The sequence below is a fragment of the Bradyrhizobium sp. USDA3010 genome (genome assembly GCF_056429065.1).
In genome coordinates this window covers 165,259-183,963 of record NZ_JBWJZD010000014.1, presented here as the reverse complement: position 1 = coordinate 183,963, position 18,705 = coordinate 165,259, and the positions used below count along the sequence as shown (strand labels likewise).

Annotated in this window: 15 protein-coding genes; 2 read left to right on the top strand and 13 right to left on the bottom strand. The window is 65.8% G+C overall.

Annotated features, from left to right (window positions below; all coding sequences use genetic code 11):
• Positions 1–178: 178 nt before the first annotated feature.
• The 7 genes from AC066Y_RS22455 to AC066Y_RS22425 all read right to left on the bottom strand — a co-directional run bounded on the left by AC066Y_RS22455 (position 179) and on the right by AC066Y_RS22425 (position 8,054).
• Positions 179–1,243, bottom strand: a complete 1,065-nt coding sequence (locus tag AC066Y_RS22455; RefSeq protein WP_478275762.1) for an ABC transporter substrate-binding protein — start codon at positions 1,241–1,243, stop codon at positions 179–181.
• A gap of 23 nt (positions 1,244–1,266) precedes the next feature.
• Positions 1,267–2,319: an ABC transporter ATP-binding protein gene (locus tag AC066Y_RS22450; RefSeq protein ID WP_478275775.1), complete on the bottom strand. Its 1,053-nt coding sequence runs from the start codon at positions 2,317–2,319 to the stop codon at positions 1,267–1,269.
• Between the two features lie 265 nt (positions 2,320–2,584).
• Positions 2,585–2,893 (bottom strand): GIY-YIG nuclease family protein, encoded by a 309-nt coding sequence (locus AC066Y_RS22445; protein ID WP_478275774.1) that lies wholly within the window; start codon positions 2,891–2,893, stop codon positions 2,585–2,587.
• Positions 2,894–3,165: 272 nt separating this feature from the next.
• On the bottom strand, positions 3,166–4,350 hold the full coding sequence (locus tag AC066Y_RS22440; protein WP_478275761.1) for a pyridoxal-phosphate-dependent aminotransferase family protein: 1,185 nt from the start codon (positions 4,348–4,350) through the stop codon (positions 3,166–3,168).
• A gap of 132 nt (positions 4,351–4,482) precedes the next feature.
• The gene (locus tag AC066Y_RS22435; protein WP_478275760.1) at positions 4,483–5,313 is read right to left on the bottom strand and encodes an LssY C-terminal domain-containing protein; all 831 of its coding nucleotides are present in this window, start codon (positions 5,311–5,313) and stop codon (positions 4,483–4,485) included.
• 31 nt (positions 5,314–5,344) lie between these two features.
• Positions 5,345–6,070, bottom strand: a complete 726-nt coding sequence (locus AC066Y_RS22430; protein ID WP_478275759.1) for a thermonuclease family protein — start codon at positions 6,068–6,070, stop codon at positions 5,345–5,347.
• A 256-nt stretch (positions 6,071–6,326) separates the two neighbouring features.
• Positions 6,327–8,054 carry a hypothetical protein gene (locus tag AC066Y_RS22425; protein WP_478275758.1) on the bottom strand — a complete coding sequence of 576 codons (1,728 nt, stop codon included), beginning with the start codon at positions 8,052–8,054 and terminating at the stop codon, positions 6,327–6,329.
• A 360-nt stretch (positions 8,055–8,414) separates the two neighbouring features.
• On the opposite strand from AC066Y_RS22425, the gene AC066Y_RS22420 reads away from it, so the two are divergent.
• A complete protein-coding gene (locus AC066Y_RS22420) occupies positions 8,415–9,266 on the top strand; it encodes a caspase family protein (protein ID WP_478275757.1) in 852 nt (283 codons plus the stop codon).
• Positions 9,267–9,443: 177 nt separating this feature from the next.
• Here AC066Y_RS22420 and AC066Y_RS22415 read toward each other — a convergent pair whose 3' ends face one another.
• The 6 genes from AC066Y_RS22415 to AC066Y_RS22390 form a co-directional block, all read right to left on the bottom strand.
• Positions 9,444–10,388, bottom strand: a complete 945-nt coding sequence (locus AC066Y_RS22415) for an efflux RND transporter periplasmic adaptor subunit (RefSeq protein ID WP_478275756.1) — start codon at positions 10,386–10,388, stop codon at positions 9,444–9,446.
• Positions 10,389–10,395: 7 nt separating this feature from the next.
• Positions 10,396–11,304, bottom strand: a complete 909-nt coding sequence (locus tag AC066Y_RS22410; protein ID WP_478275755.1) for an alpha/beta fold hydrolase — start codon at positions 11,302–11,304, stop codon at positions 10,396–10,398.
• 657 nt (positions 11,305–11,961) lie between these two features.
• Positions 11,962–12,210 (bottom strand): hypothetical protein, encoded by a 249-nt coding sequence (locus AC066Y_RS22405; RefSeq protein ID WP_456658640.1) that lies wholly within the window; start codon positions 12,208–12,210, stop codon positions 11,962–11,964.
• 233 nt (positions 12,211–12,443) lie between these two features.
• The gene (locus AC066Y_RS22400) at positions 12,444–12,653 is read right to left on the bottom strand and encodes a cold-shock protein (protein WP_029084280.1); all 210 of its coding nucleotides are present in this window, start codon (positions 12,651–12,653) and stop codon (positions 12,444–12,446) included.
• Between the two features lie 253 nt (positions 12,654–12,906).
• Positions 12,907–15,405: an adenylate/guanylate cyclase domain-containing protein gene (locus AC066Y_RS22395; RefSeq protein ID WP_478275754.1), complete on the bottom strand. Its 2,499-nt coding sequence runs from the start codon at positions 15,403–15,405 to the stop codon at positions 12,907–12,909.
• 137 nt (positions 15,406–15,542) lie between these two features.
• Complete coding sequence (locus tag AC066Y_RS22390) at positions 15,543–17,606, bottom strand: AsmA family protein (protein WP_478275753.1); 2,064 nt, start codon at positions 17,604–17,606, stop codon at positions 15,543–15,545.
• 212 nt (positions 17,607–17,818) lie between these two features.
• Between AC066Y_RS22390 and AC066Y_RS22385 the strand changes: the two genes are divergently transcribed.
• Positions 17,819–18,493: a Crp/Fnr family transcriptional regulator gene (locus AC066Y_RS22385; protein WP_092121855.1), complete on the top strand. Its 675-nt coding sequence runs from the start codon at positions 17,819–17,821 to the stop codon at positions 18,491–18,493.
• The last annotated feature ends 212 nt before the right edge of the window (positions 18,494–18,705 follow it).

Genomic DNA, 18,705 nt, shown 5'->3' with positions numbered 1-18,705 from the left:
GTGGTGGGCGTGAGGATCATGCGAGACATCTCTCCTCGTCATTCGCGGTGCGCAATTGCGCACCTGAGGGCACGCAAAGCGCGAGCCCGAAATCCATACTCACGATCGTGGTTCTGAATTCCGGGCCTGCGCCAAGGGGCGCATCCCGGGATGACGATTGTTGTGAGGGCCGTACCATCTAAACCCTGAACAGCCGCGCATAGCGCGTCTTGATCTCTTCGGTCATCGCCTCGACCCCCGCCGGGTCCTCCTTCATCAGCTTGATGTCGGCGAGCTTGCGCCGACCGGCCTTCGGCTGCACCTGGGCGTGCACCGAATATTGGCCGGTGAAGTCGACGAAGAATTGCTGGGTCGCGCGGGTGTGCAGCCAGGCCTGGAACAGCCTTGCGGCGTTCGGGTGCGGCGCGCCGGCGAAGATGCCGGTTGGACCCGAGATCGTCGGCGTGCCTTCGGTCGGATAGACCGGCTCGACCGGTTGTCCCGCTTCCTTCAGGAGCACGATGCCGTATTCATTGCCGTCGGCCATCACGGCGCGCTCGCCGAGCGAGAGCTTCTTCGGCGGATCGGTCGAGGACTGCACCTGCATCACGCGCTGCTTCGAAAGCTTCTCCAGGTAAGGCCAGCCGAGCTCGCGCACGATCTGGAACGTGGTGGTCATGATGGTCCCGCTATAGGCCGGATGGCCCTTCACCATCTTGCCGGCCCATTTCGGGTCGAGCAGATCGGCAAAGCTCTTCGGCGCATCTTCCGCCTTCACCAGATTGGTGTTGTAGGCAATCGACGACAGCCACAGCCGCGTGGTCACGGCCATGCCGTCGGGATCGCGATATCCGTCGGGAAAGTGCCTGGCAACGTCCTCGGGGACGAACGGCATCAGCCAGCCGCTCTTCTTCCATGGGATAAAGTGCGAGGCATCGGCGCTGTTGACGACGTCGGCGGCGTGGATATTGGAATCGAATTCCTGCGCGACGCGCTGGAACAGCCGCTCCGAGCCGGAGCGCTCGACCTGCACGGTGATGCCGGGATAGGCGGCCTCGAACGCCTTGCCGAGCTTTTCGCCGACCGGCAGGTCCATCGACGAATAGAACACGAGCTTGCCTTCTTTGGTCGCGGCCGCCACCAGATCGGGCGTGATCGGGGCCGGCTCGGGTGCCGCGGCGCGCGCCGGCGAAGCGAACACCTTGCCGAACGCAAGCGCCGCAGAGCCTTTCAGGACGTGGCGTCTGGAGATTTGTTTCCGCATCGCGTCCCTCGGTTTCTTGTTGTCTATCGGCTGAGTGCCCGGCAGCGTTCGGGCGGCAGTGTCAGCCAGACCTCGCTGCCCTTCTCGACCGCGGTCTCGGTCGGCGTGGTCACCCGCAGCAACGTGCCGTCCTGAGTTTCCACCATGTAGTCGCGATTCATGCCGAGATAGACTTGCCGCGTCACGATAGCCTTGAGGGTGTTCTGCGCGCCTGCGGGGGCTTGCGTCGAGAGCTGGATCTCGTGCTGGCGGATCGCGACCGGCGCGCTCTGGCCGGCCGTGAGTCGGGCGCCGACCACTTCCAGCGTCGCGCCGGCGAACTCGACATGGGTCGCATCGCGCGCGGTGCCCTTGATCACATTGGCCGCGCCGATGAAGCGCGCCACGAATTCGGATTCCGGCCGCGCATAGATGTCCTCAGGGCTGCCAAGCTGGTCGATCTTGCCGGCATTCATTACCGCGATCAGGTCGGCCGTCGTCATCGCCTCGGATTGATCGTGGGTGACGTAGACCGTGGTGTAGCGATATTCGTCGTGCAGGCGGCGGATTTCGAACCGCATCTCCTCGCGCAGATTGGCGTCGAGATTGGACAGCGGCTCGTCGAGCAGCAGCGTCTCTGGGCCGACGATCAGCGCGCGTGCCAGCGCGACGCGCTGCTGCTGGCCGCCGGACAATTCGCCCGGATAGCGCTGCGCCAGCGGCTCCAGCTTGGTGGTCGCCAGGATCGCGGCGAGTTTTTTCGCGATGGTGTCGCGGTCCATCTTGCGCAAGCGCAGCCCATAGACGATGTTCTCGGCCACCGTCATATGCGGCCACAGCGCGTAGCTCTGGAAGATCATCGACATGTTGCGCTGCTCGGGCGGCAGCGTGCGCGCCTTCGATGACACCACGCGGTCGCCGACGCGGATTTCGCCACCGGATGGTTCGAGGAAGCCTGCGATCAGCCGCAGCGTCGTGGTCTTGCCGCAGCCGGACGGCCCGAGCAGGCAGACCAGCTGGCCGTGATCGATCGTGAGCGAGACGTCATCAACCGCGACAAACGATCCGAACCGCTTGACCAGGCCGCGCAGTTCCACCGATGCCAAGCGATCCCTCCATTTTGTTCTGTCGCAGGGATCCGTGCCCGGCTGTTGCCGGCAGTAAAGCGGAAAACGATGACGACGAAAAGTGTTGATGCATCTCTAGCAATGCGCCTCGCGCAATTCCCTTCCCGTCATCCTGAGGTGCGAGCTCTTGCGCGCGTCTCGAAGGATGGACGGCCCGGATTTCTCGGCGCGCTCATCTTGCCGCGCGCCGGCAGCTTGGCCGTCGATCCTTCGAGACGGCCGCTGCGCGGCCTCCTCAGGATGACGGGGACGGAGTTGCTCCGCGTCGATGGGCCAGTCGGCGGATCGTGACCCAATCCGATCGGATCAGCGCTTCCTTCTTCGCCCGGCTCCAGCCATTGATCTGCCGTTCCGCCGCGATGCCGTCGGTGATGCGCTCGAAGTACTCCGACCAGACGAGGACAACTGGTCGCCGATTGTAGGTGTAGCCGGGGAAGGTGCCCGCGTTGTGCTGCTCGATGCGCGGCGCAAGGTCATCGCCCGTTGCGCTGCCGATGTAGAACGAGTTGTCGGCGCAGCGAAGTATATAAACGTAGATGCCCATCGTGATGATCTCGCGCGTATCGCGCATCGATCATGAAGCAAGCATTGCGAGCGTCAATGGGCGAATATTCGCGGGCGTTTGGTCAGCCGGCGAACCCTTTCCCGTCATCCTGAGGAGCGCAGCGCGTCTCGAAGGATGCACGGCCCGGCTATTTCCGCGCACTCCGATTCGCTCGCGGCGCGAGCGAGGCCGTCGGCCCTTCGAGACGCCCGCCTTTGGCGGGCTCCTCAGGGTGACGGGTTGAGAGTGCTGACCGCACCTTGGCCCGAAGCCTACGCCTTCACGTTCTCGCCGAGCCATTGGATGGCGGCGTCGGCGCCGGCCTTGCCGTGCGGGATGTTCAGCGCGGTGAGCGCGACCTCGACGACGCCGAGCGTGCCGAGGATCATCGGTGCGTTGACGTGGCCCATATGGGCGATGCGGAAGGCCTGGCCCTGCAAATCGCCGATGCCGGTGCCGAGCACGACGCCGCATTTCTCCTTGGCGTAGCGCTGGATCGCGGCGGGATCGGCGCCCTTCACGGTCACGGTCGTCACCGTGTTGGAGCGCTCGGCGGGTTCAGCGATGTTGAAGCCGAGCACCTGGCCCTCGCCCCAGACGGCGACGGCGCGGCGCACCGCTTCGCCGAGCAGCCGGTGCCGTTCGAAGGCATTCTCCAGGCCCTCGGCGTGCAGCATGTTGATCGCCTCGCGCAGCGCGAAAAGCAGATGCACCGGCGCGGTGCCGGCATATTTGCGGTAGTGCTCAGAGCCCTCGCGCTCGGTCCAGTCCCAATACGGCGTGCGCAGATCGGCCTTCTTGTGCGCGTCCCAGGCGCGGTCATTGGCGGCGACGAAGCCGAGGCCGGGCGGCGTCATCAGGCCCTTCTGCGAGCCACTCATCGCGACGTCGACATACCATTTGTCCATCTCGAACGGCATGCAGCCGAGCGAGGCCACGGTGTCGACCATGAACAGCGCGGGATGGCCGGCGGCCTTGATCGCCTTGCCGATCGCCTCGATGTCGTTATAGGCGCCCGAGGCGGTGTCGACCTGCACGGCGAGGATCGCCTTGATCTTGTGCTCCTTGTCGCGGCGTAGCCGCTCCTCGACCTCCGCCGCGCGGATCGCGCGGCGCCAGTCGCCCTTCAGCACCTCGACATCGGCGCCCATCGCGGCCGCCGCCTGGCCCCAGCCGATCGCAAAGCGCCCGCTCTCCAGCACCAGCACCTTGTCGCCACGCGACAGCACGTTGGAGAGCGTCGCCTCCCAGGCGCCGTGGCCGTTGGCGATGTAGATGTAGGACTTGCCCATGGTCGCGAACAGCTTCGAGAGATCGCGCAGCAGGCTTTCGGTCAGTTCGAACATCTCGGCGGAGTAGATATCGAGCGCCGGGCGATGCATCGCCTGCAGCACCTGATCAGGCATCGTGGTGGGCCCGGGGATGGCCAGAAATTCCCGGCCCGCGCGAACGGTCATCGTCCTGTTCCTTTTGGGTAAAGCTACGCAAATCATGCGTCTGAGGGGTCAAGGGTGAAGGATATGCCATCGCGGCCGCGATTGCGAGCCGGACGAAGCAATCCAGCGTTTCCAAAAGCGCGGGACACAGCCTTATTTGTCGATGGTCTCGACCACCGCACGCCAGATCTGGTCCTTGAACTGGGTCGCGGCGGGGCTTGGAATCTGCTCGACGGTGCCGTCGTTCTTGCGGCAGGCCTCGACCAGCCGCATCACCCAGATTTCACCGTCAGTGTAATAGAGGTCGCCGCCGCCATTATGCCCGGCGAAGGTCGGGCCGATGCCGGTGACCTGATATTTCGCGGTGACCATGCCGGCGGATTCGAGGTCGGTCGCGAGCAGCGCGCGTTCGGCGTCGAGGTCGGCCGCGATATGATGGGTGACCGCGCCGGTGTAGTGGCTGACACCAACACTGCGGTCGAGCGTCGCTGCGCCGAGCCACACCGGGCGCTTCTCCTCGCCCTGGTCGAGCACCCGCCAGAAACGGACATGGTTGCGGCGATCCGCGCTCGATCCGACCGGCCGTTCGAAGGCGAGGTCCTCGCGGCGGCCGAGATAGAACAGGTTGCTCACCGGCGCCGCCTTGTAGGGACGGTCGAGCAGCACGCTGCCGACGATTTCGATCGAGGATTTCAGCGTGACCGGATCGGCCGGGAACCAGCCGGCCTCGTGCATCGCGCAGACCACGTCCTTGGTGTCGCCGATCAGCCCGACATTCATCGGGTCGCCGGGAATGCCCTGCGCGGTGCGGGTCACCATCGGCAGATTGGCGAGGCCCTTCTGGTGCTCGTAATGCGTCCACAGCGCCGGCAGCACCAGATAGGCCGCGATCAGATAGGTGGCCAGGACGAACAGCAGCAGCTGCAGATAGCGCACGCGTTTGCGTCGGCGCGCCGCAGGCGGGTTGATTTCGACGTCAGTCACGGCACGCTTCCGGATCAGTGCGCGGCGCGCCTTAGCGCCGCGTCTCACGGCAGCCGGCGGCTTCGGCTTCCTCGACCGAGCAGAACCAGCGCGTGCCCTTGCTGATCTTCATCTCGATCTTGGCGTACCAGCGGCTGGTCGGCTGGTGAAAGATGCATTCGCCGGAGCGGTTGACGTTGCCCTTGATGGTGCAGTCGGGCGAGGGCGCCACCGGGCCGGAGGCCGAGGCGAGCAGGATCGAGTGTGCACTCTCCGGCACTTTCACGGTGCCGAGCACGGTGGTCTTCTTGTTGCGCACGCGCCAGTCCCACGGCGCGATGAATGCGCCCTGCCACATCCCGGCCTTGGCCTCGCGCGCCGCCTTCTCGTCCGGCTCGTAGTCATGCGAGATGCGGGTGTAGGCCAGCGCCCAGCCATTGCTGACCATCCATTTCTGGATGTCCTCGCCGTCGACCTCGCAGCGCGCGATGGTGCGGCCGCGGCGATCGACCGAACGGGCGTGGCAGGTCCAGCTCTTGTTGCCGGCATGCTTGATCAGCTCGTCGCGCGCGGCGACGCCGCAGGTCCAGCGCTCACCCTTGGTGTTGAGGCAGAGCTGGTCAGTCGACGGCGCGTCGATCCCGCCGAGCCGGACCTTGACGTTGCCGATCATGAGCTGGTCGCCGTCGCGGATCTTCGGCACGCCGGTGATGTCGGCGGCGACACCCAGCGTCGGCAGCGACAGCAGCAGGCCAGCAGTGAGCAGCGTCTTGAGCATCGGCGTTTCCGGCCAGTCTTTCGTTCAGCGTTCAGGACCCAAAGGATCGGCGAGGATTGTGCGGGCAATTGGGCAACCCTGCCAGTGGTGTCGTGTTTCCGCCAGTTTCAACTTCGCGTCATCCCGCTCCGCGATGTCATCCTCCCCTGGAGGGGGAGGATCGGTTCGCATGAAGCGTAGCGCAATGCGAACCGAGGTGGGGTGACAGTCTCTCCGCAGAAACGGTGCCCGTGTAGAAGGATCCTATCCTACGCCGCTACACCGCAACCATCCGCTTCCTGGCCAGCGCAAGGGCCATCAGCACGAAGGCCGACGTCACCTCGGGCCCGCCGACCAGGATCCGCGTCGGCGTCTTCATCTTATTCCATTCATAGGCCCTGTAGGGCCCCTTGCGGCCGCCTTCGCCGAGGCCTTGCACGATGCAGTGCAGCGCGGGCGTGAAGGTCGAGACCTCGGCGCCAAGATGCGCCAGCGCCATCAGCGCAAGCGCCGCGTCGAACGGGTTCATCTCATGCGCGATCAGCTCGCCCTGGACATAGCCGAGCACGCGGGTGCGGATCAGTGCGAACACATTGCCGGGATCGATGACGCGCTGCGCCGCCAGCGGCAGCGCGATGAAGGCGGCGTAGCAGCGGCCGAAATAGGCCGAATAGAGTTCCGGCAGATAATAGACGTGCGAACGCGGATTCCTGAACGCGCCGCTTTCGACCAGATTCTTCTGGAAGGCGATGATGCGATGCACCGTCTCGAGCCGCTGCGGCGTCTCGATGATCCGCCAGCGGGCGAGGTTGCGGAACGAGACCTCGAGGATGTCGAGGTTCAGCGTCGGATCGAGGTCGTTGCCATAAGGCCGCTCGCCGGCGAGATTGTCGATCCAGGTGACGACGCCGCCCTCGTAATCGATGTTGTCGTTGAGCGGCACGGTGACGCGCGGCTCGTTGGCGCCTGCGCGGACCTGGTAGCCGCGGTAGAAATCCAGCAGCGGCTGCTGCAGGATCGGATCGTCGGAGCCGGCTTGCGTCGCGGCCGAGAACGCGCACGCCGTGGTGTCGCAGTCGGGCACGTAGACGCCGAAGCCGAGGTCCTGCTTGATCTGGGCGAAGAAGCGCGAGAAACGCGGATGCCGCCCCGGCGCCAGCGCAGTGATCACCTTCACGATCGAGCCGTCATGCGACGGCACTTCCTCGGCGCTGGTCTTCAGGCAGAACTCCACCATCTCGGCGACCGCGCGCCGCGCCGCGCCCGCCTCATCCGGTGACGCCAGCCCGGTCTCGACAAAGCCGAGCAGCGCCTCGGTGAAGAACGCGTCGTAATAGGCCGAGCGGTGGCGGATCTGCACCGGCTCCCACATCGGCTCGGCGATGCCGCGCCATGGCGGGTTGATCAGCGCGCGCGCCGGCGAATGCGCGATGAAGACCCGCGCCAGGCTGAACAGCAAGGTCGAGTTCTTGTAGCCGCGCGCGTTCAGCCCGGTCAGCGCCATCAGCATCTCGCGCCCGCTGATGTCGGCATCGCCGATCAGGTTGAACGCGGCATAGGTCGGGATGAAGCCGCATCTGCCGAACGAACGCAGCAGATGCGCGCCGGTCAAGCGGATCACGCGGTCGATCTCGGCCATCGCCGGCGGGTGGCCAGGCGGGGTCGCGGCCGGCGGGGCCGGGTGGCGCACGCCGATGCCGTCCATCAGGTCGGCGACCGGGGCGCCGATCGCGGCCCAGTCCGGCGCCGCGGCGTCGCGCGCCTCGGTCAACGCGGCGCGCAGGCCGGCCAGGCGGTTGGGGTCGTTGAGGGCGGGCAGGCCGGTGCGGCGGAGCAGCGCGCGCAGCGGCGGATTGCCGAGCGCGGTCCGGTAGAACTTCCCCAGATGGGCATCGCCGCCGCGATAGGCCTGCAGCACGGGGTCGCAGACGTCGTAGAGCGACGGGCCGTCCTTCTTGGCGGTCAGCGCCCGGCACACGGCGCCAGCGATCTCGTGAAGGCTCATGAATCCCTTTCTCAAGGAACCGGTTAACGCCGCCGTCCCCGGCGGTGTTTCCTCCGGTCCTCCCCCAAACTCGCAAGCCTTTGGAAAGCTACATGAATCCGTACAGAATACAAATGTGACCGAAGTCACGTAACGGGATCTTAACGGCGTCAATGGCCTGTGCCGGGCGGCAGCATGCTGCAAACCGGGTTGCTCCGGCGGTCCAGCCGGGTTAAGGGAGTGTTTGTTGCGGCGCCGCAAATTGAGCTGAATTCAACGGCACACACACCTCAACCCCATTAAACCTGATCGTCACTGACGCGACTAACTGGCGCGATTTCGCTCGAACGCCATCGGGATAGAGATTGGGACTAGAACGTTATGAACCTTAGGCAGCTTCATATTTCCCGTCGCACCATCGCCGTCTGCGTGGCGGTGGCCGGCACGGTGTCGCTGGCGATTGGCGCCCACGCCGCGCTCAACAAGCGGACACCGGATGTTGCCAAGGAGACGGTCGCAGGCGCCGTCGTCGGGCAGACCGGCAGCATTGCGGGCGGCTCCTCCCGCCTCGCGCTGATCATCGGGAACGGCCATTATCCGGACGCCGCGGCGCCTTTGGCCCAGCCGATCAACGATGCCCGCACTTTGTCGTCGGCGCTGCGTCGCGAAGGCTTTGACGTCGACGTGGTCGAGGACGCCACCAAGGACGACATGTTCCGCGCGGTCGAGCGCATGAAGGCCAAGATCCGCCCCGACACCGTCGTGATGCTGTTCTTCGGCGGCTACGGCGTGCAGGTCGGCCGCGAGAGCTACATGATCCCGGTCGATGCCACGATTTGGAAGGAGGCCGACGTCAAGCGCACCGGCGTCAGCGTCGAGTCCGTGCTCGATGCGATGAAGGAGCGTGGTGCGAAAGCCAAGCTCGTCGTGCTCGATGCCTCGCGCCGCAATCCCTATGAGCGCCGCTTCCGTGCCTTCTCGCATGGCCTCGCCCCGATCAGCCCGCCGGAGAACACGATCGTGCTGACCTCGGCGACGCCGGGCAAGGTCGCCGACGACTCTTCAGCGCCCAACAGCGTCTTGATCTCCGAGCTCATCAACAACCTCAACGCCCAGGCCGGCGCCGAGACCGCCTTCAACAAGACCCGCGTCGCGATCTCCCGCGCCAGCGAAGGCGAGCAGGTGCCGAGCGTGTCGTCGTCGCTGCTGGAAGACATCAAGCTCGGCGGCTGAGCCAAGCTCTATCCCCACGTCGTCCCGGCGAAAGCCGGGACCCAACCACAGGGCCGCGTTGTTGAAGCGCGCTGTGGCCCCAGCTCTTCAAGACAATTCGCATTCGTGGTTATGGGTTCCGGGTCGCGCTTCGCTTGCCCGGGACGACACTGTAAGTGTGGCGGCGCCTACTTCGCCTTACTTCGCGTCCGCGCTCGCCCCCACCGGCCGCACCGGATCGCCCTCGCGCAGCAGCGCGCCGGCGCGGGCGACGACGATGTCGCCTTCCTGGATGCCGTCGCGGATCTCGACCTGGCCGGCCGACATCAATCCGGTTTCCACCCGCCGCGTCTCGACGCGGCCGCCGCGCACCACCTGCACCACGGTGCCGGCGGTGGAATAGAGGATCGCGGTCAACGGCACCGCGACGCCGCAGCTCTGCCCGGTCTTGATCTGCGCGCGGCCGGACGAATTCACCAGCAGCCGCTTGTTCGAGGTGATGCCGACGAACACCTGGCCGAGCTGGCTGTTCGGCTCGATGGTCGGCGCGATCGTCCGCACCTTGCCGTCCATCTCGCCGGCGCCGATGATCTTCAGCCGCGCGGTCTGCTCGGTCTTCAGCTTGGCGATATCGCGGGTCGGCACCATGCCGACCAGGTCGTATTCGTTTCTGGCGATGATCGAGAACAGTGCATCCTTGCCCGAGGCCTGCGCGCCGACGATCGCCGTTGAGGCCGAGATGGTGCCCGCCACCGGCGCCGTGAGGTTGATCGCGTTGGTGCCGTCGGTCAGCCGCGCCAGCACCTGGCCCGCGGTGACGGTGTCGCCGGGATCGGCCTTCACCTCCGCCACCTTCAGCCCGAACCGATCGGGCCGGATCTGCTGCTCGTCGCGCGGCAGCACGATGCCCGACACCTCGACGATATTGCCGAAGCAGAATTTCGAGGCCTTCAGCACCGTCACCGCCGCGCCCTTCGGCACCGCGTCGGCCTCGCCCGCCGCACGCGCGGGAGAGCCGGCGAGCAGAAGCAGCGTGACGACAATCGACGGTCCGTAGGATGGGTAGAACCAACGGGTCCGCGCAACGCGCGGCCCGATGATAAACTCCGCGAAACCCATCAATCGCTCGAGCCTCAAACTCATCTGCAGACTATTCCCAAAATGAGGGCCTCCTGAATACCAGAGGCGGCCTCGCCGAGCCAGCCGGCTGCGCCGCGTCGGCAGCCGCCTCGGTCGGTCCGGCGCCAACGGCGAGCTCAAGCTTCGCCAGCTCCTCGGCGCGCCAGATGTGCCGCAGGATCTCCGGATTGACCCGCTCGGCATGCGTCACCGGCAGCATGTGGCCGGCCGCCGGCAGATGCCGCATCTCGGCGCCATCAATGATCGCGGCGAGTTTTGCGACAATGCGCTGCGTCACATAGGGCGACAGCCCGCCCGACACCAGCAGCGTCGGCACCCGCAAGGCACGCGCGGCCGCCGCCACGCCGTCGAGATCGAGCGCGGCGTTGAAATCGTAAGGCAGCTTGTTGGCCTGCTCGATCATCCGCAGCCGCCCGCTCGGCGAGAACTGCTCGCGCGGCCCGGAGCCGGCCCAGAACGCGGTGAACGCCTCGACCGCCTCCAGCGCCGCGCCGTCGAAAATATCCTGCGACACCACCTGCGCGATCCGCGCGAAGCGATCGTACAGCCGCACGTCGGCGGTCCCGTCGCGCAGCAACGTGGGCAACACAGGCTCGATCAATGTCAGGCTGCGGATGCGCAGCGCATGAGGCGATGCCGTCGCCAGCCGAAACGCGATCGCCCCGCCATAGGAATGCCCGACCAGGTGGATCGGCCCCTCGGCCTTGGCGAGCCAGGGCTCGAGCCGCGCGATCTCGCCATCCAGCGTCCGCGGCCAGTCGCGCCCGCAGGCGGCGACGCCATAGCCGGAAATATCCGGCGTCATGAACGGCGTGCCACTGAGCGCGCCCGCAAGCTTCGTCCATTGCCGTCCCGACCCCAGCGAGCAGTGCAACGCCACCACCGACGCCGCCGCGTGCGTCCCGTCCAATCCTGTCATCAAACCCGTTCCTCGCGTGTTCTTGTTCTCACGCACGCGCAGTTCCGCGCGCCCGTCATGACGCGAGCGAGGTGGGGGAGGGGTTATTCCTGGAAACGAAGGCAGAGGTCGCGATCGTGATTACGGGGACAACCAGATTCACTGGATGGTGATTTCGCGGGAATTCGCGGAAATGCAAGCAATGTCGCAACAGTTGCTATCCTAGCTGCTTACATTATTCTGAATATCAGAGCCGCCCCCGACATCCCAACTCGGCGCCCGGCCTTCCCTGCGCCCTCTCACGATCAATGAGGGTGAGTTGATCGCATCCCTCGAGCGCGACATGCCGCGAGATCGCGAACGTATATCCCCTCCGCTGTTTGACAATGTTGATCGGCACCTAATGCGATTCGGTCATGCTGCCGCTCGTCATGTGGAGGAAGCCCTATCGCGCCGTCTCGAAGCACGATGGCCACCAGCCCGTGCATCCTTCGAGGCTCGCTGCGCTCGCGCCTCCAGCGACAAAGGCGAAGCCTTTGCGCGGGGATGACGGTATTGAGACTTTCATTGCGAGGAGCGATAACGACGAAGCAATTCATCGTTCCGTGTGCGAGGTGGGATCGATTGCTTCGCTTCGCTCGCAATGACGGCAGTCATTGCAGCAGCAACATCGCAGCGTCAGCGCACGATGCGCTTCACACGCGCCTTCTTCTTGGCGGCGGGTTGTGCCGGCGCCAGCTCGGCTTCGGCCGCAGCCTTGGCTTCGCGGGCTTCGCGCAGCGCCCGCAGCCGCTCCATGTTCTTGCGGATCGCGGCTCCGTCGCGCTCGACCTCGGCGATGGCGCGCGCGCCTTCCTCGGCCGCCAGGCGCTGGCGGTCGGCCCTGGCGAGGCTCGCGGGCGATGGCGTGGGCTTCCTGGCGGTCATCGGCATTCTCTCCAAGGCATCATCCCGCTGCGAACGCTTCGCGTCTGTTGCACGGAACGGCGCGATGCAGCGTGCTTTGGGATCACGCGCAGCAAGACATGCTAAAACCCGCCCAATCCGGGTGGATCGAGCGGGCAGCAACGTCATCCCAGTACATCCGTGGAATGACGAACCGGCATGTTCGCAACAAACGCGGAACGCGTTTGCGCGGAAATCATGCCAAAGCAAAAAGCTCAGACGATCTGAAGATTCTCGGCGCTGGTCTTGCCGCGCATCTTGTCGGTCTTCAGCTCGAACGAGACCTTCTGGCCTTCAGCCAGGCCGGTCAGGCCGGCACGCTCTACTGCGCTGATGTGAACGAACACATCCTTGCTGCCATCGCTCGGCTCGATGAAACCAAAACCCTTCTGGCCGTTGAACCACTTCACTGTACCTGTCGCCATCTTCTCTTCTCCAAAATGCGCGTTTGCGCGTGTGTTGCGCAGAATCGCGCGCCATCCATTCAACTGACGATGTCTTTGGAGGAGGGCCGTTCTGACCATTCAACAAGGCGCAACGGCTAATCGAATGCCAGGTACTATACACACTTTCCGCGCGAATGCAAGGTTCCGACGGTAGTGGGTTCCCGCTCGGAAATGAGGCCGGCGGGCCCGTCATTGCTTCGCTCTTCGCAACGACGAGTGGAGAAAGCGTCGCCTACTCCGCTGCCGCTTCCGCTGACGGCTCGCCCTTCCAGCGCAAAATCTCCGCGGCGAGGATCGGGTGATTGAAACCCTTCAGCACGAGGTCGTCGATGGCGCGACCCTCGACATGGGGCTCGACCATGCCGTAGACGCGGCGGCTCACCACGATCTGGTTGGCCTTGGCCTCGCCGCACAGGCGGGAGGCGAGGTTGGTGACGCTGCCGATCGCGGCGTATTCCAGCCGCTGCTCGAAGCCGACCTGGCCGAGCGTGGCATAGCCGAGCGCGATCCCCATGCCGAAGCCGAGACTGTGGCCGCGGTTGCGCCACTTCTCGGTCAGTGCGCCGATGGTGTCGCGCATCTCGACCGCCATCTTCACGGCGCGCAGCGTGTGGTCCGCGAGTTGGATCGGCGCGTTGAACAGGATCATCACGCCGTCGCCGGCATAGCGGTCGAGCGTGCCCTCGTACTTGAAGATCAGCTTGCCGAGCGCGGCGTGATATTCGCGCAGCACGTTCATCGCCTCTTCCGGCTCGGTCGCCTCGGTGAAGGCGGTGAAGCCGCGCAGGTCGCAGAACACGACGGTGACCTCGCGCCGGTGGCTATCGAGCAGCCCCTCATGGCCGTCGGAGGATGCGATCAGCTGCGCCACCTGCGGCGCCAGGAAACGCTCGAGCTTGCGGATGCGTTCGATCTCCGTGAGCTGGGTCTCGACGCGCGCCTCCAGCGACTTGTTCCAGTCGGTGAGCTCTTCGGTCTGCTGCTGCAATCTGTCGGCCTGCTCGCGCACGGTGGCGTTGGCCTGCTCCAGCGCGTGGCTCTTCTGGTCCACCTCGGTGAACAGCCGCGCATTGCGCATCGCCAGCACCGCCTGGTGCGCAAAAGTCTTCATCAGGCCGATCAGGCTCGCGGGGAAATCGCCGGGCGCCTTGCGCAGCACCACCAGCGAACCGAGCACGCCCTGCTGGTCGACCAGCGGTACGACAAGCACGGAGTGGAAGCCGGCGCCGACCACGACATCGCGCAGGGGATGATCGGCACTGGATTCTTGCTTTAACGCGTTTTCTTCACGCGAACCGGTATCCGCTTCGCTCGAAAACGCTCTCGTGGCGAGATCGGGAAACGCCAGCGGCTCGCCCTTCGTCGCGGCCTCGGCGAGCGGGCTGTTCGCGGCGTCGATCGCGCGGTGATGGCCCTCGGCCTCGGCGTCGATGCCGATCGATTGCGTCAGGTTGAAGCTGCGGCTCGTCGCGTCATAGCCATAGATCAGCACGGCGTCGGCATGGGTGATCTCGAGCGCGCGGGCGGCGACTGTCGGCAGCACGGCGTTGAGGTCGAGCGAGGACGCCACCGCGCGGCCGACCTCCTCCAGCACCTTCAGCTCGTTGATCGATTGCGCGAGATCCCGCGTGCGCTCCTTCACCTTGCCTTCGAGGCCGGAATAGGTCTCGGCAAGCTGCGAGGCCATGCTGTTGAATTGCCCGGCGAGCTCCTCCAGCTCATCCGCGGTCTTCACCTCGATGCGGTGGCCGAAGTCGCCGGCCCCGAGCCGCCGCGCGCCGGTGCGAAGGGCCGTGATCGGCACCAGCATGCGCCGCGCCAGAATCGTGCCGGCGATGATCGCGACCACGAGGCCGAGCGCGATCAAGAGCGCGATGCGCACCAGCTGGTCGCGGATCGGCGAGAGCGCCTGCGCGGTGGGCTGCTCGACAAAAACGTGCCAGCCGAGGTCCGGCGCTGATGTTGCAGTCGTCAGCACCGCGTTGCCGTCGACATCCTTGCCGGAGGCGATCCGTCTGCCGCTCGGCGACAGCACTGCCGCGACCTGCGGCAGCGCGGCAAGGTCCTTGCCGACCTCGGGGCCCTTCGACGAGCTCGCCAGCACGCGGCCCTTGGCGTCGACGAGATAGGCATAGGCCGTGCGGCCGACCTGGGAATCGCCGAAATAGTCGTTAAGGAAACGCAGGTCGATCTCGGCCACCGTGACGCCGGCGTTGAAGCCGGAATGCTGCTCGCCGATCGACATATAGGGCCGCTCGTCGCGAAAATACGCCGGCGCGTAGGCGGTGCCGCGCTCGATCGCCTCGGTGAAGCGGAGGTCGCGGGAGAAGTCGGCGTTGGAATTCAGCGTGTAGGTCTGGCGCGACAGCCGCAGCACCTCGCGGCCCTGGCCGTTGATCAGGGTGAGCTGGTTCACCGCCGGCACCTGGCCGAGCAGCTGGGCATAGTCGGCGCGCCGCAGCTCGACCGTGTTGGAGGAGGCGCGGGTCACCCAGGAGATCTGGCGCTCGAGATCGGAGATCGATTGCTCGATGCGTTTGGCGGTGGCGTCCGCCTTCTCGCTCATCGCGTCGGTCAGCGTGCTCCTGATGCCGCGATAGCTGATCCAGGTCTCGAGCGCGCCGTTGACCGCGAGCACGAACACGACGAGGCCGACCAGCGCGAGGACGTATTTGGCGAACAGGCCGCCGCGCAGGAACCAGTTCTTGCCCTTGTCCGGTGCCCCGTTCATCCAGCCTCGTCCGTTCCCCTCCAATCAGTCGGGTGCGCCACTGTATCGCTGCTGTTTAGCACGGATCGGCCGGGCAAGGCGGGGCCTCCCGTCGCATGGTTAGCCCTGCATTCCGGCGGGGGATATCCGGGAATATTTCAGCGGTTGAACAGCTGTCGCAGCACGTCGTTCATCGCGGGATTGTCCTGCTGCTCGGCGGTGTCGGCCGGCGGAGGGGCGGGCGGTGGCGCGGCGGCCGGCGGCGCGTCCGGGGTGGGCTGGGCCAGGCTGCGGCTCGGGCGGGAGGCGTTGCCTTGATTGAGGGTGGAGAGGCCCTGCTGCAGCAGGTTCCCGATGGTGTCGCCGAGCTGCCCGCCGAGCGGGTTGGTCTGGCCGGCGGCCGCGCCGCCAGGCGCCTGGCCCGTGCCGGGCTGCGCGCCGGTTCCGCCGCCCTGCACGCCGTTGAGGAGGTTGCTGAGCCCGTTCAGGCCTTGGCTCAACCCCTGGCCGTCCGCGCCGAACAGGCCCTTGCCCATCTCCTTGAGCTTGGCATAGGCGGCCTCTGGATTATCGAGGATGCCCTGCATCTCCGGATAGATCCGCGGGGACACCCAGGGCCCCTCGATCATCACGGGGATGCCGAGGCCGACCGGATTGCCGGTGCGGCCCTGGCCCTCTGTGGTCATCACGAGCTGCGGCTCGACGCGGAACCCGATCTGGCGGGTGTTGAGATCGACGGTGCCGACCCCGCCCATCTTCACCAGCGGGCCGATCAGATTAAGGTCGGTGGTCACGGCCTGGCCCTTGTCGAGCTTGAACGAGGCCGAGAGCTGGCTGAGATCGGTCGACAGTGCCTCACTCTGCTGCCAGCCCGACAAGGTGCTGGTCGTGAGGTTGCGGATCATCTGCGCGACGTTGAGGCCGAGGATCTTGCCGTCCTGGAATACGACGAAGGCGGTGCCGCCGAGATTGCCGACGATCGCGCGCGCACTGCTGCCCTGCGAGGTCAGCGCGATCTTCGCCTGCATCTTGCCGTCAAGCTTGTCGAATCCGGCGAGGCTCTTCAGCACCGGCTGCGCGCGCACGCCGGCGAGATCGAGCCGCAGCGCATAGGTTGGGTTCGAAGCTCGCACGTCGATCGTGACGTCGCCATTGGCGGTGCCCTCATAGGCGCCGAGATTGGCGAGCCGGGCCTTCAGCACGCCGCTGTCAACAGATGCATCGATCGACGCCTGCACGAAGCGGCCGTCGCCGATCACGAGCTCCGCCGCCGAGATGCGCGCCTGCGCGTCGACATAGTTGAGCCCGCCAAGGTCGATCGATGCGTTGCTCCAGCTGTTGGTGCCCAATGGCTGCGCCGCATCGGGCTGGCCCGGCCGCAGCGCCATCGTCATGCGCTGGAAGTCGAGATCGAGCTTCACCAGCGGCTTGTTGCTGGCGAAGTCGACCGAGGCCCAGCCGGTGAAGCCGCCATCGCCGAGCGTGCCGGATACGCCGTTGAACATCACCACCGTGCCGTTCAGGCGCACTTCCGCATTCGCCTTGATCGCAGCGGGCAACAGGCCAGGTGCGTCGATGTTGAACTCGGCCGGCACGTTCTGGCGTTCCAGCGGCGCCTGTGGCGCGGTCGCGCGGATCTCGAACTTCAGCGGCTTGTCACTGGCGCTCGCACTCCCCGTGACGACGATCTTGCGGTCGTTGCCGATGGTCGCATCGGCATTGAGCGTCTCGATCCGGTTCTCGACCCGATCGCGCACATTGGAGAACACGATGGTGCCGCCGCTGACGCTGACATGCCGGATCGTGAGGCCGCCGTTGTCGGACGCGGAAGACTTCGCCGGCGGATGATGGTCGCGGGTGCGCTCGCGCTGCAGCGGCAGATTGATCACCGGCTTGACGATCGCGAGGTCGGTGATGTCGGGCTGGCCCGACCACAGGCTCGACAGCGTCATCTCGGCTTCGACCCGATCAGCCGCGAACCGGTTGTTGGCCTCGCGCTCCCGCGGGTCCTGGAGCACGACGCCGCGCAGCGTCAGATTGACGGTCGGCCAGAGACTAACTTTGGCGCCGCCATTGATGGTGAGCGTGTAGCCGGTCTCCCGCTCCACCCGCTCGGTGATGGCCGAAATGAGGAACGAGGACGGGATCCCGATCGCGGCCACCAGCGCGATGATCACGATCACGGCAGCGATGGCGGCCCCGGCGAATTTTGGTGCTCTCATGTCGATATTCCAGGCCGGGCAGACAGGGTTCCGCCGCAGAAAGGCACGGCCGAACGCACGAGATTATCCCGCAAACGGGACCTCGCTCCAACGGTTGGAAAAATAATCCGTTACCAGCATGAACTTATGTGACCTCTCACACACTCTTATGAGGGTGATTGTTGCTAACCGGGCGTCGGGGGACCGCTCGGATCGATTTGGAAGGCAATACAATGAGCAAACAGGCCGAATTTGCGGTCATTCTGAAAATGAACCCGATGTTCGCCGATCTCGGTGCGGACGAATTGGCGCGGCTTGCGGGCCTTTGCCACACCCAGCAGCTCGCTGCCGGCGAGGTGCTGTTCCAGAAAGGCGATCCCGGCGACGCCCTGTTTGGGGTCCGCCGCGGCCAGATGCGCATCGAAACCGGTGCCTCCGACGGCAGCCGGCTCACGCTGAACTTCATGGGATCCGGCGACCTGTTCGGCGAAGTCGCCGTCCTCGACGGTCAGGAGCGCACCGCGGATGCGACCGCGGGGGAGCCCACCGAATTGTTCGTCCTGCGGCGGGAGGATTTCCTGGGCTTCCTCGAGCGCGAGCCGAAGGTCGCGGTCCGCCTGATCGAATTGCTGTGCCAGCGCATCCGCTGGCAGAGCGAGCGGATGGAAGAATCCGTGCTGCAACCGTTGCCGGTCCGCCTCGCACGCCGGCTGTGCGCGCTGGCCGAGGATTTCGGTTCCGAGGTGCACATCTCGCAGGAACAGCTCGGCATCTTCGTCGGCGCGGCGCGCGAGAGCGTCAACCGGCAACTGCAGACCTGGCGCAAGGACGGCATCGTCGACCTGCAGCGCGGCCGGATCATGCTGCACAACATGACCAAGCTGACGGCGGTCGCACGCAACGACTAAACGGTTGCATGCAACGCGCGCGCGAGGATCGCGTCCTCTCGCGCGCCTTGCTTGCGAATGTTGACGCACTCCTGCCTAAAAGACTTGCTTGCATGACGAGGCCGGTCTCGCTTTCATCGGCCGCCGGTCCTTGGGGTGACACCCAGCCTTGCTGGCCTCACGCCATCCACCTGCAAACCCCTGCGGTCTCTTTCCCGTTGACCGCAGGGGTT